This window comes from Bradyrhizobium sp. CCGB20 (assembly GCF_024199855.1).
Lineage (GTDB): Bacteria > Pseudomonadota > Alphaproteobacteria > Rhizobiales > Xanthobacteraceae > Bradyrhizobium.
In genome coordinates this window covers 6,898,681-6,915,704 of record NZ_JANADN010000001.1, presented here as the reverse complement: position 1 = coordinate 6,915,704, position 17,024 = coordinate 6,898,681, and the positions used below count along the sequence as shown (strand labels likewise).

The following is a 17,024-nucleotide window of genomic DNA, read 5'->3' as shown; positions in this document are numbered from 1 at the left end:
TCGATGCGGCTTTTTTGTCTGCCTTACTCCGGCGGCAGCGCCATGTTCTATGCGCGGTGGCGCAGGCTTCTGCCGTCGTGGATCGACGTGCGGCCGGTGGAATGGCCCGGGCGCGGCGCGCGCATGGACGAGCCGCTGGCGACCGATCCGCACGTATTGGCAGCGCAGCTCGCTGGCGAACTCGGTGCGCAACTCGACGGGCCTTACGCATTGTTCGGGCACAGCCTCGGTGCGGTGATCGCGTTCGAGCTCGCGCACGGCCTGATTGATCGCGGAGCGCCTGCACCGACCATTCTCTTTGCCTCGGGCGCGGAGGCGCCGGCGGTTCGGGACGGCAGCAAGTGGCGCCAGCCGCTGAGCGACGAGGCTCTGATGCAGGAGTTGCGCGATCTTCAGGGCACGCCCGACGAGGCGCTGTCGAATGCGGAGTTGATGCGATCCGCGCTGCCCGTGCTCCGCGCCGACTTTCTGATGTGCGGGGCCTATGTCTACCGGCCGCGGCGTCCGTTGCCATGCCCCGTGCACGTCTTCGGCGGAGCGGACGACGCGACCGGCCGCGAAGCGCTCGAGGCCTGGCGGCAGGAGACCTCAGTGTCATTCGCGCTCGATATCCTGCCGGGGCATCACTTCTTCATTCACACGCAGCAAGCCGAGCTGATCGACCGCATCGGCGCCGCGCTGGCCCGGCGATCGGGGCGATCGATTGATGTGCATCGGAGCGAAAGTCATGAGCGCGTTTTCCGTTCAGCCACTCATTGAAGGCAAAACCCTTCCCCTGCTGCTCAAGGCAGGCGAGGCCGGGGAGCCGCTCGGCAAAGCGCTTCCGATGCTGCGCGAGACGGTCGACCGGCACCTGGTCGATAGTGGCGGCATCGTGTTTCGCGATTTCTCGCTCGATGGTCCCGATGCGTTTCGGGCCTTCGCGGCCGATTTCGGTCACCCGCTGCTCACCTACGAGTTTGGATCGACGCCGCGTTCGCAGGTAACCTCAGGGGTCTACACGTCTACGGAATATCCGCCGCACCAGCATATCCCGCTGCACAACGAGCAGGCCTACACCCGCGATTGGCCGATGAAGATCTGGTTCTATTGCATGCAGCCGGCGCTGGAAGGCGGCGAGACGCCGATCGCCGACAGCCGCGCCATCTATCGCGACATGCCGCCGTCCATTCGGCAACGGTTCGCTGACAAGGGCGTGATGTATGTGCGGAACTACGGCAACGGCCTCGATGTCGATTGGCAGCAGGTGTTCGGCACCGACTCCAGGTCGGAAGTGGAGGCATACTGCGCTCGCCATGACATCGAATGCGAGTGGAAAGAGGATGGAGAGCTCCGTACGCGCCAGGTCTGTCAGGGGACGGCGCGGCACCCGGTCACGGGCGACTGGGTCTGGTTCAACCAGGCACATCTGTTCCACGTCTCCAATCTCGAGCCGGAAGTACGCGAGAGTCTGCTCGACGTGGTCGATGACGAAGCCGATCTGCCGCGCAATGTCTTCTACGGTGATGGTTCGTCCATTGAGGACGAGACGTTGTCGATCGTCCGGACCGTTCTCGAGAAACACAAGGTCAGCTTTCCCTGGCAGGCCGGCGACGTCGTGATGCTCGACAATATGCTCACCGCGCATGCGCGTGCTCCATTCAAGGGACCGCGCAAGGTGATCGTCGCAATGGCCGAAGCTCATCGGCAGGGGTGACCGGCAGCACTCGTCATTCGGGCGGTGAGGATTTCCGGCTCGCGGCCGGACAGGGATTCGAGAACATGGACAGAGCCAACCTCGTCGAATGCTTGCGAGAGCATGCCGCCTTGCGACCGGAGAAGGTGGCATTGCGGTTCCTGGAAGGCGACGATGTCGCTGATGAGCTGACGTTTGCTGCGCTCGACGCTCGGATCAGGGCGCTCGCTGCCTGGCTGCAGCAGATGGGCGGTGCAGGCGAGCGGGCGGTGATCCTGCTTCCGAGCGGGATCAATTATGCCGTGGCGTTCTACGCCTGCCTGTATTCGGGCGTGATTGCCGTTCCGGCGTATGCGCCGGAGGGCGGCCCCGAGCGCTATGCGGGACGTCTCAACGGCATCCTGCGGGATGCGGCGCCGCGCTTCATCCTGGTCGAGACGGCGCTGCGCGATCTCATCGAGGCAACGCTGCCCGCATTGGGCGACGTGCAAATCGTTGCGGTGGATACGATCCCGCCCGAACTCGCAGCGGAGTGGCGCGAGACCAGGCTTGCGGCCGATGCAATCGCGTTCCTTCAGTACACATCCGGATCGACCTCGCAGCCGAAGGGCGTTTGCGTCTCTCATGGCAATCTGGCGGCCAACGAGCGCGCCATCGAAGCGGCTGCTGGAGGAACGCCGGACGACGTCTTTGTGAGCTGGCTGCCGCTCTATCACGACATGGGACTGATCGGCGGGCTCCTGAATCCGTTGTTCACGGGTTTTACCGGCGTCCTGATGTCGCCGCGGAACTTTCTCGAGCGGCCGCGACGCTGGCTCGAGGCCATCGATCGTCACGGCGGCACGATGAGCGGTGGCCCCGACTTTGCGTACTCGCTATGCGCCGACCGCATTTCGGACGACACCATCAGTCGATTGGACTTGAGCCGGTGGAAATTCGCATTCTCGGGGTCGGAGTTCGTTCGCCGAACCACCCTCGAGAAGTTCGGGGACCGGTTTGCGCGGACCGGGTTCAATCGACGGGCGTTGACGGCTTGCTATGGTCTGGCCGAAGCGACGCTGCTGGTCACGGCCGGCGACAACACCGCCGACACCGTCAGCCATACGCTCGACACGGCAGAGCTCGCCGCAGGCCGCATTGCGAGCGCCGGCGAAGGCACCGACCTCGTGGCATGCGGTCGAACCGATGCAGATCACACCATACGCATCATGCGTGTCGATGGCTCGGCGGCGGCCGAGGCGAATGAAGTCGGCGAAATCTGGGTCGCCGGCCCCAGCGTCGCACTTGGATATTGGAACAATTCCGAGGCGACGCATCAGGCCTTCGTCGAGCGGGACGGCTTGCGTTGGCTGCGTACCGGCGACGTCGGCTTTGTTCGCGACGGCGCACTGGTCGTCGCCGGCCGCCTCAAGGACCTGTTGATCGTTCGCGGGCAGAACGTCTATCCGACGGACGTCGAGCAGGCGGTCGAAGCCGAGGTCGAATCCGTTCGCAGCGGACGGGTTGCCGCCTTCGCGGTCGAGATGGACGGGCGTGAAGCCATCGGAGTGGCGGCGGAGTTCAGTCGCGCCGTGCTCAAGCGCAGCGATCCGGAAGCGCTCGCGCATGCAATTGGCGAAGCCGTGCTCCGTCAGGCGCAGGAATATCCAGCCGTGATCGTTTTGCTGAACCCGCAAGCGATGCCGCTGACCACGAGCGGCAAGCTGCAGCGGTCGGCCTGCGCGGCACGCCTCGCTGATAACACGCTCGACAGTTTTATGGTGTTCGAGAGGGGGCGTCGCCGCGGCGGTGCATCTTTGACGGTGCCGGCGACCGATACCGAGCGTACGGTCGCGTCGATCTGGTGCGACGCGCTTGGCGTCGCCGCGGTGCACCGCGAGGACGATTTCTTTGTGCTCGGCGGAAACTCGATCACGGCCGGCCAGGTCGCCGCTGCGATTCGCGACCGCTTGAACGTGGAAGTGGAGCTGCGCGCCTTCTTCGACGCGCCGACGCTGACAGCCTTCGCTGGCCGGATCGATACCCTTGCGGGGACCGGCGCTGGTCGGGCGTTGCCGCCGATCCAGTGGGCCGCGCCGGCCGATCGCGCGATGCTGTCGCACGCGCAGGAGCGGCTGTGGTTCCTCTGGAACATGGACCCGGCCGGGACGGCCTATACCGTTGCAGGCACAATCCGCCTGAAGGGACGGCTCGACGGCGCCGTGCTGTCGCGCGCTCTCGGCGAGATCGTCCGTCGTCACGAGATATTGCGCACCACGTTTACCGCCAGGGATGGCCGTGGAACGCAGCTCATCCACGATGTCATGCGCATTGGCATCCGGCACGAGGATCTCCGGTCTCATTCTGCGCGGGAACGCGCCGAGCGCGCGGAGACTCTCAAGCGATCGGAGCTCGGCAAGCCGTTCGATCTCGTGAACGGCCCGCTGTTGCGGGCGGTGCTGCTTCAGTTCGCGGACGACGCGCACGAATTGCTGCTGCTTGCCCATCACATCATCGTCGATGGCTGGTCGCTCGACGTGTTGCTTGAGGAACTGGCCGGTCTCTATCGCAGCGGCATCGGGCAGGGCGCGGGCGCGCCGCCGATTCCGGCGATTCAATATGCGGACTTCGCGGCCTGGCAGCGGAACTGGCTCTCAGCAGGCGAGGGCCATCGGCAGCTCGCGTACTGGCGCGCCAGGCTTGGCGATGTTCATCCGGTCCTGGCGCTGCCGCTCGATCGGCCGCGTTCGGCAATCCAGAGTCATGCCGGAGATACGATCCGACTTGCCGTCGACGCCGCGCTCGCCGCCCGTCTGCGGGAGATCGCTGCGAAGCAGCGCGTCAGCATCTTCATGCTGCTGCTCGGCGCATATCAGGTGCTGCTGCATCGCTACACCGGGCAGAGCGATCTTCGCATCGGCGTCCCGATCGCAGGGCGTCGGCACGCGCAGATCGAGCGGTTGATCGGATGTTTCGTCAATACGCTGGTCCTACGGGCCGAGGTGGCCGGCGAAGCGAGCTTCCCGAGCCTGCTGCATCAGGCCAAGGAAGCGGTGACCGAAGCGCTGTCGCATCAGGATCTCCCTTTCGAAATGCTGGTGGACGGCCTCCGGCCCGAACGCAGCGGCGGCCACAATCCGCTGTTCCAGGCGAAGTTCAACTACATGACGGCGCCGGGCGGATTCGAGGGCGTCGAAGGGCTGGCTGCGGAGATCGACATCATCGATCTCGCAGGGTCGCATTTCGACCTCGCGCTCGACGTCATCGATGGCGCCGGCAGCATGAAGGTGGCGTTCAACTACGCCACTGATCTGTTCGATCGTCCGACCATTGCGCGGCTGGCGGCCCAATTCGGTTCGACACTACGCCAGATTGCCGACAATGCCGAGCGGCGGATATCGGATTTCGTCCTCGACGATGGGTACCGCCAGATCGTGTCGAAGCAGGATGCGGCGTTCGGCTTCACCGATGTGCTCAGCCTTCACCATGCATCGACCACCGATAGTCGGACGGCCGTAGCCGTCCGATGCGGCCATGAGCAATTGACCTTTGCGGATCTCGAGCGAACGTCTAACCGCATCGCGCATGTCCTTATCGCCAAGTGCGTGACGCGCGAGACGCCGGTTGCGGTATGGATCGAGCGTTCACCGGCCTTTGTTGTCGCCTTGCTCGGCGTGCTGAAGGCCGGCGGCGCTTATGTCCCCCTGGATCCGAAATGGCCGCTGGAGCGCGTCCGTCGCATCCTGAAGGACGGTGGCATCGATATCGTGCTGGCGGCGGGTGAGACATTGGCCGAAGCGCGTGGGCTCGGTGGCCTGGTGCTCGATGCGGAAGCAGAAGCCGCGTGCGAAGAGCTGTCGAGCCTGCCGATTGGCGCGGCGATTCACCCGGAGCAGACCGCTTACGTCATCTATACGTCGGGATCGACCGGCGCGCCGAAGGGCGTGAGCATCTCGCACGGCGCCCTAGCCAATTATGTGCAGGCGCTGCTGCAACGCCTGGAGCCGCGTCCGTCAGCGAACATGGCCATGGTATCGACGGTGGCGGCCGATCTCGGCCACACTGTCTTGTTCGGAGCACTCGCGACCGGCAGGACGTTGCATCTGCTGCCTCCGGACGCCGTATTCGATGCGGATGCGTTCGCGCAAGCCGTGCGCGAGGGGGAGGTCGACGTTCTCAAGATCGTGCCGAGCCATCTGCGAGGGTTACTGAAGGCCTCGCATTCGGCCGATCTTTTGCCCCGCGATGCGCTCATCCTGGGGGGAGAGGCTTGCGACCAGGCGTTGCTGGACGAAGTCAGGCGCTTGCGGCCGGAATGCCGCATTCTGAATCACTACGGGCCTACGGAAACGACCGTCGGCGTATTGACGCATGAGTGCGTGGCTGAGCACGAGACCGATCCTGTGCCGATCGGGCTGCCTCTCGCCAATCTGCGAGCCCATGTCCTGGATGACGCGCTGAACGAAGTGCCGATTGGCGTCACCGGCGAGCTCTATATCGGTGGTGCCGGGCTGGCGCGCGGCTATCGTGGCGCGGCAGGTCTGACTGCAGAACGCTTCGTGCCGGATCCGTTCGGCGCCGCAGGCGAGCGGCTCTACCGAACCGGAGACCGTGTCCGCTGCGACGGGGCGGGCCGCTTGATATTTCTGGGCCGCACCGATGATCAGATCAAATTGCGCGGCTATCGCATCGAACTCGGCGAGGTCGGGCGCGTCATCAAGGCGCTGCCGGGGATCGACGATGCGGTGGTGGTCTCGCGCGCGATCGGCGGGAACGCCGAACGCCAGGAACTGGTCGCTTATTGCGTGCCTGAGAGCGGCGTGGGTCCGCAGGCCGATGCGATCAAGCAACAGCTGGCTGCGATCGTACCGGACTATATGGTGCCGGCGCACATGGTCATGCTGGCGCGACTGCCGCTGACGCCCAATGGAAAAGTCGATCGTCGCGCGTTGCCTGAGCCGGCGCAAGACGAGGCGTCCGTCGGCTATGCCGCGCCTGCGGGAGATACCGAGGGTGCGATCGCGGCGGTCTGGTGCGAGGTGCTCGGCCGCGACCGTATCGGTCGCAATGACAACTTCTTCGAGCTTGGCGGCGATTCCATCCTCAGCCTCCAGATCATCGCGCGCTTGCGCAAGCGCGGCATCCGCCTGACTCCGATGCAGATCTTCAGCCAACAGACAATTGCTGGATTGGCGACGGTTGCCGTCCTGTCGACAGGGGCGACCGCGAAGAACGAGAAGCGGGACGCGAAGACGTCGACCGATGTCGATGCTGCATCCGGCATGCGTCGCCTGATGCCGATCCAGGCGCGCTTCTTCGCCGAGGATATCGGCAACCGCGATCACTGGAATCAAGCGGTTCTGCTCCGACCTCGGATGCAGCTCGACTGGGAGACGCTGCGGCGCGCGCTCGCAGCCATCGTACACCATCACGGTGCATTGCGCCTGAGGTTCAAGCAGGTCGATGGCGCTTGGCAGGCCGAGCAAGGACGCCCGCCGGCACCCTCGGAATTGCTATGGCTTCATGCGGACGTTGGTGGGGCGACGGAGATCACCGGGTTCGCCCAGGCCGCGCAGGAAAGCCTCTCGCTATCTTCGGGACCGCTGCTGCGCGCGGTCGGCATGGACCTGGCAGACGGCGGCCAGCGGCTGCTGCTCGCGATCCATCATCTCGTCGTCGACGGCGTGTCCTGGCGCATCCTGCTGGAAGATCTGGCGGCGGCTTATGACCAGCTGCAACGCGGCAATGCGATCTCGCTGCCTCCGAAGAGTGATTCCTATGCCTCGTGGAGCGAGCGGCTGCATGCCTATGCGGCGACCGCGGAGATTGCAGCCGAATTGCCCCACTGGCGCGATTGTGGTGCCGGCGCGCCCCTGCCATGTGACGATGACCATGACGGCGTCGATCGCGTCGGCGATGGCGGCGAGGTGTCATTGGTGTTCGATACCGACCTGACGTCGCGGCTGCTCGAACAGGCGCCGGCCGCCTATCGGACGCAAGTCAACGACCTGTTGCTGGCCGCCCTCGTACGGGCGGTGTCGCGCTGGAGCCAGCACGATGAGGTCACGGTGGAGCTCGAAGGCCACGGCCGCGAGGACATTTTCCCGGACGCGGATATCTCCCGGACCGTCGGCTGGTTCACGACAGCATTCCCGGTCCGACTGAACGATGGCACCGCCGACGAGGCTTCACTGATCAAGGCGGTCAAGGAACGGCTTCGTGCGATTCCGAACCGCGGGCTCGGCTATGGCGTGCTGCGTCACCTCGGCTCCGAGCAACAGCGCCATGCCCTGGCGCAATTGGCGGAGCCGCAGATCGTCTTCAACTATCTGGGGCGGTTTGACGGCAGCATGGGCACGACCCAGCTCTTCACCTTCGCACCGGAGAGCGCAGGTCCCTCGCGCAGCGCCACGGCGCCCATGCGCGGATGGCTGAACATCACCGGGTTGGTGCGTGAGAGCCGGCTGGAATTGACTTTCGGATATGGACGCAGGCGCTATCGGCCCGCCACGGTCGAGCGACTGGCGGCGCATTACGAGGACGCGCTGCGCGAGCTGGTCGCGCATTGCTGCGACGGAGCGTTCGGCCTTACGCCATCGGACGTCGCATTGGCCGGGCTCGGCCAGGTCGATCTCGATCGGCTCGCGACGACCCTGGATCCTCGCGGCATCGAGGACATCTATCCGCTCTCGCCGATGCAGCAGGGCATGCTGTTCCATGCGCTGCGTGACGGCCCCAACGATGCCTATGTGAACCAGATCGGGCTCGAGCTGTTCGGCGTCGATGCGGGCAAGTTGCGAGCCGCGTGGCAGGCGGTCAGCGACCGGCACGCCGCCTTGCGGACCGGGTTTGTCTGGCAGAACCTGTCGGGCGCAGCGCAGCAGGTGGTGTATCGCCATGTGACGGTGCCGTTCGTTGAGGAGGACTGGCGCGACGACACGCCCATGGATCTGGAAGCCGCGCTGGCCGAGATATCCCGGCATGACCGCGAGAGTGGCTTCGACATTTCACAGCCGCCTCTCCAGCGCATTCGCCTGATACGTCTCGACGACAACAGGCATTGGCTGATCTGGACGCATCATCACATCTTCGTCGATGGTTGGAGCTCGGCCCGGCTGATCGCGGAGGTGTTGCAGCACGCGAGCGGTGACACACTGCCGGCCGTACAGGGTTGCTATCGTGACTACATTGCATGGCTGCAAGGTCGCGATCGCGAAAGCGCTGACAGGTTCTGGCGCGAAGCGCTGGCGGGGCTCGAAACGCCGACATTGCTCGCGAACGCGATCAGCAAGACCTCCGGGGCCGAGGGGCACGCCAGTGTCGGGCTTGCGGTGGACGCGAGGTTGACCGAGCGTCTGAAGTCGTTCGCCAAGCGCGAGCGGGTGACGCTCAACACGCTCATACAGGGAGCGTGGGCACAGTTGTTGCGCAGACATTCAGGTCAGTCCGCGGTCTGCTTCGGCGTGACCATATCGGGCCGTCCGGCCGAATTGCCCGGCTCAGAGGAGATGGTGGGCCTCTTCATCAACACGCTCCCCATCGTCGATGCGCCGAACCCGCAGACAATCGCTGGCGACTGGCTGCGCCAGTTGCAGGAGCGGAATCTGGCTCTGCGCGAGCACGGCTGGACGCCGCTCTACGAAATTCAGCGACTCGCAGGCCATGCCGGGCAGCCGCTATTCGACAGCATCCTGGTGTTTGAGAACTATCCGATCGACGAGGGATTGCTCCGGGGCGGGGAGGGCGGCCCTCGGCTCGGGCGTGTGGCGCATGTGACGCCGACGAACTATGCGCTGGCGGTTGCCGTGTTCGCCGCAAGCGACAGGCTGAATATCGAATTTAATTACGATCGGTGCCGGTTCGATGAGGCGGCCATCCTGCGTCTTCGCGATATTCTGCATGATCTGCTGGAACGGATCGTAGCGAATGCGGAGCGCGTGCTCGGTGATCTCCGATCGGTCACCGATCAAGATGCGCGACGAATCTTCGGATGGAGCGGCGCAGCGGAGGCGCCGCCGGCTTCCTCTGCCGACGTTGTGACGCATATCGAAGCGCAGGCCGCGCAGGCGCCGTCTGCCGTTGCCCTTGTCTGGGGCGACCAGCACATCTGCTATGGCGAGTTGAACGCGCGTGCTAATGCGCTCGCACGGCGGCTGCGCCTCTGGAATCTCGGTCCAGATCGGCTGGTCGGCATTGCCCTGACGCGAAGCCCGGACATGATCATTGCGCTGCTCGCGGTCCTAAAGGCCGGCGGCGCCTATTTGCCGCTCGATTCGGACTATCCGGCCGAGCGCCTTGCCTACATGCTGCGTGACAGCGGCGCGGCGTTGGTCTTGACGCAAGGCTGGCTGCTGGAGCAGCTCCTGCCGGTGCTACGCGACGCCGGAGTCGAGGCGCTCTGCATCGACGAGCTATCGCCGCCCGCCGGCGAAGACAGCGGTAATCTGGACGCCGAAATCCATCCGGACAGCCTGGCCTATGTGATCTACACGTCGGGGTCGACCGGCATGCCGAAGGGCGTGGCTGTTGCGCGTGGGCCGCTGGCCATGCATTGCGAAGCGATCGGCAGGCTGTACCGCATGACCTCCCGCGACCGCGAGTTCCAGACGGCGTCGATCAGTTTCGATATTGCCCACGAGCGATGGCTGGTGCCGCTGATGACGGGCGGGTCGCTCGTCCTGCCGTCGAAACCCGGCCTCTTGATCGACGATCTCGTTAGCGAGATCGCGCGCAATTCGGTGACCTCGATCTTTCTTCCGCCGGCCTATGCGGATCAATTGAGCGCGGCGTTGCGGCAGAGCGGGCGCAGGCTGGCGATCAGGGCCTGTATCGTCGGCGGCGAGGCCTGGTCGGATACCGGGATCAAGGCATTGCGCGGTGCCGTCGATGTCGACCTTCTGGTCAACGCCTATGGTCCGACTGAGACGGTGATCGCGCCGACAGCATGGATCGTCGACGACGCCACGTTGACGCCTGGCCAGTCCGCGCCGATCGGACGGCCCGTCGGCGTGAGATCCGTGCACATCCTCGATTCCGACCTCAACATCGTTCCCGCCGGCGTGACCGGCGAGCTGTTCATCGGTGGGGTTGGCCTGGCCCGCGGCTATCTGAACCGGGGGGCACTGACCGCCGAACGGTTCGTCCCGGATCCGTTCGGCGACAGCGGCATGCGCCTCTATCGCACCGGGGATCTCGCGCGCTGGCGCGACGATGGCGTGATCGAATATGTCGGCCGTGCCGACCAGCAGGTGAAGATCCGCGGCTTCCGCATCGAGCTCGGTGAGATCGAGGCGCGCCTGCTCGATCAGCGCGGCGTGCGTGCGGCGGCCGTGGTGGCCGGCGAGGGCAGGACCGGACGCCAGTTGTTCGCCTATGCCAGCGGTGACCCCTTACTCGACGGCCGCGCGTTGCGCGATGCATTGTCCGCCATTCTGCCCGATTACATGGTGCCCTCAACGGTCACGGTGCTGGAGCAGCTGCCGCTCACCCCGAATGGGAAGATCGATCGGCGGGCACTGCCGGCGCCGGGCGAGGATGCGCTGATGCGCCGTTCCTATGAACCGCCCGAGGACGAGATCGAGCTTGCGCTGGCCGGGATCTGGGCGGAGCTGCTCGATGTCGACCAGGTCGGACGCAACGATCACTTCTTCGAGCTTGGCGGACATTCCTTGCTTGCCGTGCGGGTGCTCAGCCGGGTGTCGCAGGAGATCGGCGTACCGATCGCGGTCTCGGATCTGTTCGCTCATCCGGATCTCGTGTCGTTTGCGCGCGTCGTGTCGATCAGGCTGATCGAACAGGAGTTCGACGCCGAAGAGCTCCAGGAACTGGTTGGGGCGGAGCAGTGAGCATGGCCGACACGGCAAAACCGAGCTTGCGAGATCTGGATCCCGCGCAGATGAGAAAGCTCGTCTCGCTCGCCAGAGACCGCGGCCGGAACGCCGACAGGAGCGGTGCCACCGCGATTCCTGTGGTGGCGCGCGACGGATCACTCGAGATGTCCTTTGCGCAGCAGCGGCTTTGGCTGTTGGCGCAACTCGATGGTGCCAATTCGAGCTATCACATTCGCGGAGCATTGCGGCTCTCGGGTGTGCTCGATGTCGGGGCGTTGCGTCGGAGCATCGACCGTTTGTTCGCGCGCCACGAAGCGCTGCGCAGCGTCTTTCGCGTGATCGACGAACAGCCGCACGTGATGCTGCTGCCCGCGCATGAACGCGTGCCGCTGCTGGAACACGATCTGCGCGGCCGGGACGATCGCGAGCTGGAGCTCGCACGCCTCTGCCGCGAGGAGGCTGCGACGCCGTTCGATCTCGCCGCGGGACCGTTGATCCGCGGCCGGCTGATCCGGACGGAGGAGCGGGAACATCTCTTCCTGCTCACCCAGCATCACATCGTCTCCGACGGCTGGTCGATCGGCGTGATCATACGCGAGCTGGGTGCTCTCTACCGGGCCTTCGTCGCCGGCAAGGACGATTCCCTGCCGCCATTGGTCATCCAGTATCCCGACTATGCCGCCTGGCAGCGGCAATGGCTCCGCGGCGAGCGATTGCAGCGGCAGGCTGACTATTGGCGGCAGGCGCTCGCGGATGCCCCGGCCATGCTCGAATTGCCGACGGATCGGCCGCGTCCGCCGGTCAGGTCGCTCGTCGGCGCGTCTCTGCCGATCGATATCGATGCGGAGTTGGTATCCAGCATCCGGCGGCTGGGCCAATCGCTCGGCGCCAGCTCATTCATGACGGTGCTGGCGGCCTGGGCGGCGGTGCTATCAAGGCTCTCCGGGCAGACGGACATCGTGATCGGTACGCCGACCGCAAATCGAAACAGACCCGATATCGAGGACCTGATCGGGTTCTTCGTCAACATGCTGGCCGTCCGCATCGATCTCTCGGCCGGGCCCAGCGTCGCCGAACTGCTCCGTCGCGTGCGCGCCGCGGCGCTGGCCGCGCAGGATCATCAGGATCTGCCGTTCGAGCAGGTCGTCGAGATCGCCCAGCCGCTGCGAGGGCTGGAGCAGACGCCAGTCTTTCAAGTCGTGTTCGCCTGGCAGAGCAACGAAACGGGGGCCCTCGAGCTGCCCGGCCTCAAGGCCGAGGTCGCCGATATCCCGCTCCAGCAGGTCAAGTTCGATCTCGAGCTTGGTCTGGGCGAGCTGGACGGACGTATCGTCGGGTCCTTGAACTATGCGACGGCGCTGTTTGACGAGACGACGATCAGGCGCCACCGGGACTACCTGTTGGTCCTGCTGCGGGCCATGGTTGCTGATGCGGACCAGGCGGTCGAGCGGATCGATATTGTTGGTGCGGAAGAGCGCAAGCGCGTTCTCGATACATGGAACGAGACCGCTGCACCGTTTCCCTCCGAGCGCTACATTCATGAATTGTTTGCGGAGCAGATGAGAAGAACGCCGGAGGCCGTCGCCCTGGTGCACGAGGGCGTTTGCCTGAACTATGGCGACCTCGATGCCAGGGCGAGCCGGCTTGCGCGGCGCATGATGGCCTTGGGTGTGGTGCCGGATCAGCCCGTCGCAATCTGTCTGCCGCGGGGGATCGCCATGGTGGTGAGCCTGCTGGCCGTGCTGAAGGCGGGCGGTGCCTATCTGCCGCTCGATCCCGCCTATCCAGCGGAGCGGCTGCGTCAGATTGTCGATGATGCCAAGCCGAAGGTGCTGATCGCTGACGAAGCGAGAAGAGCGATTTTCCTGGAGGGGACCTGTGAGATCGTCGATCCGGAGGTGAATGCATCCGCCGTCACGGCGCAGGCGACATCGGATCCAAGCGACCTCGTCCAGGGACTGACCTCGCGAAACCTCGCTTACATCATCTATACGTCTGGCTCGACCGGCCGGCCGAAGGGGGTGATGGTCGAGCACCGTGGCCTGGTGAATCTGGCGCTGGCGCAACGGGCGCTATTTGACGTCAATTCGCACAGCCGCGTCGTGCAGTTTGCCTCGTTCAGCTTCGATGCCAGCATCTGGGAAATCGTCATGGCGCTGTGCTCGGGCGCCGCGCTGTTTCTGGCGGGCTCGCGAGAGCATCAGAACACTTCGGAATTGCTCGGCTTCCTTGCGGACAACGAAATTACGCATGCGACCTTGCCGCCGGCGATGCTGCACGGGCGGACCGATCTCGACCGGCTGGCCTCTCTGCGGGTTCTCGTCCTTGCCGGTGAATTGCCCAGGGCCGAGCTGATCAAGGGATTGCCTGCTGGCGTCGCCGTCTTCAACGGTTACGGGCCGACGGAAGCAACGGTCTGCGCCACGAGCTGGCTGCGGCCGCCGGACTTCGATGGCGACGCTGCTCCGATCGGTCGGCCGCTGCCAAATGCGCGGATCTATCTTCTGGATCGGTTCGGCGTGCCCGTTCCTCTCGGCGCGGTGGGTGAAATCTGGATCGGTGGAGCCGGAGTTGCGCGCGGCTATCTCAACCGCGCCGACCTGACGGCGGAGCGCTTCGTGCGCGATCCCTTCCACCGCGATACCGATGCGCGCATGTATCGCACCGGCGATCTCGGGCGCTACTTGCCCGATGGCAATATCGTGTTTCTCGGCCGCAACGACCATCAGGTCAAGATCCGCGGCTTCCGCATCGAGCTCGGTGAGATCGAGTTTCGTCTCAACGAGCACGCCGACGTGGCCGATTCCGTCGCGCTGGTGCACCGGGATCCCGGCGGCGACTCGCGACTGGTCGCTTATGTGGCCGCGCGTCGCGGGGACGGCGCGGGGCTCAACGCCGGTGAATTTGCCTGCGCGATGCGCGATCACCTGCGTGCGCGCCTGCCGGACTACATGGTGCCGTCAGCCTACGTGTGCCTCGATGCATTGCCGCTCACGCCGAACGGCAAGATCGACCGCAAGGCGCTGCCGGCGCCGGAGGACGATGCGTACGGGCGGCGCCGCTTCGAGCCACCGCGAGGCGATGTTGAGCAGATCGTCGCGAACGTCTGGGCCGAGCTGTTGGGCGTCGATCGGATCGGACGCACCGACCACTTCTTTGAGCTCGGTGGCCACTCGTTGCTTGCGGTCCGGATGCTGGAGCGGTTGCAGCGGCATGCACTCAGTGCGGACGCGCGCACGCTGTTCGCAAAGCCGGTGCTGGCCGATTTTGCTGCTGGCCTCGATGGCGGCAGAGAAGCCGACGTTCCAGCTAACGAGATCACGCGGCGGACGACGGCAATCACGCCCGAATTGTTGCCGCTGATCGCGCTAACGCAATCCGACATCGACACCATCGTGGCCGGAGTTCCCGGCGGTGTCGCCAACATCCAGGACATCTACGGCCTGTCGCCGCTCCAGGATGGTATCCTCTTTCACCATCTGCTGTCGAAGGAGGGAGATCCATATCTGCTGGTCGGCAGGATGGCATTTGCCAGCCACGATCTGCTCGATCGCTATCTCGACGCGGTTCGGCAGGTGGTGAGCCGCCACGACATTCTGCGAACCTCCATTGTGTGGAATGGACTGTCCACGCCGGCGCAGGTGGTCTGGCGGCAGGCTCCCTTGGTTGTCAGCGAGGTCGTGCTGGATGGCGAAGGCCCCGCCGATGAGCAGCTCGCGCGACGATTCGATCCGCGTTTCCATCGGATCGATCTCGGCCAGCCGCCGCTGCTGCGATTTGCAGTCGCTGCCGATCCTGACCAAGGGCGCTGGCTGCTCCTGGTCCTGCTGCATCACCTGATCGGCGACCACTCCACGCTGGAGGTGATGCACGACGAGGTCGGGAAGATCTTGTCCGGGCGGAGCCTCGCGTTGCCGCCGCCATATCCGTTCCGGAATCTGGTGGCGCAGGCACGCGGATCGGCGGCGACCGCGGAGCATGAGCGCTTCTTCCATGGCATGCTCGCCGACATCGACGAGCCGACCACGCCGTTTGGGCTGGACGGGGTGCACGGCGACGGTGGCGGCGTGACCGAAGCCCGGCGGATGCTACCTGAACAACTGAGCGCAAGGCTTCGTGCCCAGGCGCGGCGGTTGGGCGTCAGCCTCGCCAGCCTTTGCCATCTTGCCTGGGGACAGGTGGTGGCGCGAACCAGCGGGCGCGAGCACGTCGTGTTCGGGACCGTCCTGTTCGGTCGCATGCAGGCCGGCGCCGGCGGCGATCGCACCATGGGCTTGTTCATCAACACCTTGCCGCTGCGGCTCGATCTCGATGATACGGCGGTCGAAGACAGTGTTCGTGATGCGCATAATAGGCTGACCGAGCTGATGGCGCACGAGCACGCCTCTTTGGCGCTTGCGCAACGATGCAGCGGCGTCGCGGCGCCGGCGCCTCTGTTCAGCTCGATCCTGAACTATCGGCATAATGCAATGCCGGTTGATTTGACCGCCGACAGTGGCGGCTCCGGCATCGAATGGCTCGGAGGCGAAGAGCGCACCAATTACCCCCTGATGCTGGCCGTCGAGGATTATGGCCAGGCGCTTGGTCTGACCGCTCAGGTCGTCCGTCCGCTCTCGGCTGATCGTATCTGCGCGTTGATGCAGCAGGCACTCGATCAATTGGCGGAGGTGCTGGAACATGCGCCGCGCACGCCGGTCCGACAACTCGACATTCTGCCTCCCGAGGAGCGCCAGCTTTTGCTGGAGACGTGGAATCGGACGCAGGCGCAATATCTGGAATTGGGGTCGTTCGTCGCGCAATTTGAGGCGCAGGTCCGGAAGTCACCCGAAGCGATAGCGCTGGTGGTCGGCGAGACGGAGCTGAGTTACACCGCGCTGAACGCGCGTGCCAACCGGCTGGCGCGGCGATTGCGGGATCACGGCGTCGCGACCGACGTCGTGGTCGGGCTGGCGCTCGACCGGGGCGTCGAGATGCTGGTTGCGCTGGTGGCCGTGTTGAAGGCCGGCGGGGCCTATCTGCCGCTCGATCCGGATTACCCGCCGGAACGGCTGGCGCACATGCTGCGCGACAGCGGCGCAGCGCTCGTGCTGACGCAGAAGCAATTGCGCGATCAGTTCGCCGCCGTGCTGGAGGAGACCGGCGCCGAGGCCTGGCTGCTCGACGGGCAGGGCGGCGAGGGTGGCGATGCCGGCAATCTCGATGTCGCCGTTCACGCCGAGAGCCTCGCCTATGTGATCTACACCTCCGGTTCGACCGGCCTGCCGAAGGGCGTGATGGTCCGCCACGACGCGGTGACCAATTTCCTGGCGACCATGGCGGAGCAGCCCGGCATGACGGCCGCCGACCGCGTGCTCGGCTTGACCTCGCTGTCCTTCGACATCGCGGTCCTGGAGCTGTGGCTGCCGCTGACGATCGGCGCCTGCGTGGTGCTGGCGGATCGTGCGGCGGCGCAGGATCCTATCAAGCTCAAGGCGATCGTGGAGCGGCACGGCGTATCCCTGATCCAGGCAACGCCATCGACCTGGCGGATGCTGCTCGAT

At 65.2% G+C, this 17,024-nt stretch carries 4 protein-coding genes (1 of these 4 running past the window's edge); all 4 read left to right on the top strand.

Translation table 11 applies throughout. The features are described 5' to 3' along the window. Positions 1-3 precede the first annotated feature (3 nt). Positions 4-759, top strand: a complete 756-nt coding sequence (locus NLM15_RS32230; protein ID WP_254121792.1) for a thioesterase II family protein — start codon at positions 4-6, stop codon at positions 757-759. Further along, positions 728-1,696 carry a TauD/TfdA family dioxygenase gene (locus NLM15_RS32225; protein WP_254121791.1) on the top strand — a complete coding sequence of 323 codons (969 nt, stop codon included), beginning with the start codon at positions 728-730 and terminating at the stop codon, positions 1,694-1,696. Before NLM15_RS32230 ends, NLM15_RS32225 begins: the two co-directional genes overlap by 32 nt. A 65-nt stretch (positions 1,697-1,761) precedes the next feature. Beyond that, positions 1,762-11,499 carry a non-ribosomal peptide synthetase gene (locus tag NLM15_RS32220; protein WP_254121790.1) on the top strand — a complete coding sequence of 3,246 codons (9,738 nt, stop codon included), beginning with the start codon at positions 1,762-1,764 and terminating at the stop codon, positions 11,497-11,499. Then, on the top strand, positions 11,496-17,024 hold the 5' portion of the coding sequence (locus NLM15_RS32215; RefSeq protein ID WP_375166893.1) for an amino acid adenylation domain-containing protein. 1,047 nt of this gene lie beyond the right edge of the window; 5,529 of the gene's 6,576 nt are visible here — the first part of the coding sequence; it begins with the start codon at positions 11,496-11,498; its stop codon lies off the right edge, out of view. The genes NLM15_RS32220 and NLM15_RS32215 overlap by 4 nt, the downstream gene beginning before the upstream one ends.

Coding starts and splice junctions, on each gene's coding strand:
- NLM15_RS32230 (WP_254121792.1), top strand. CDS start 4: ATGCGGCTTTTTTGTCTGCCTTACTCCGGCGGCAGCGCCATGTTCTAT.
- NLM15_RS32225 (WP_254121791.1), top strand. CDS start 728: ATGAGCGCGTTTTCCGTTCAGCCACTCATTGAAGGCAAAACCCTTCCC.
- NLM15_RS32220 (WP_254121790.1), top strand. CDS start 1,762: ATGGACAGAGCCAACCTCGTCGAATGCTTGCGAGAGCATGCCGCCTTG.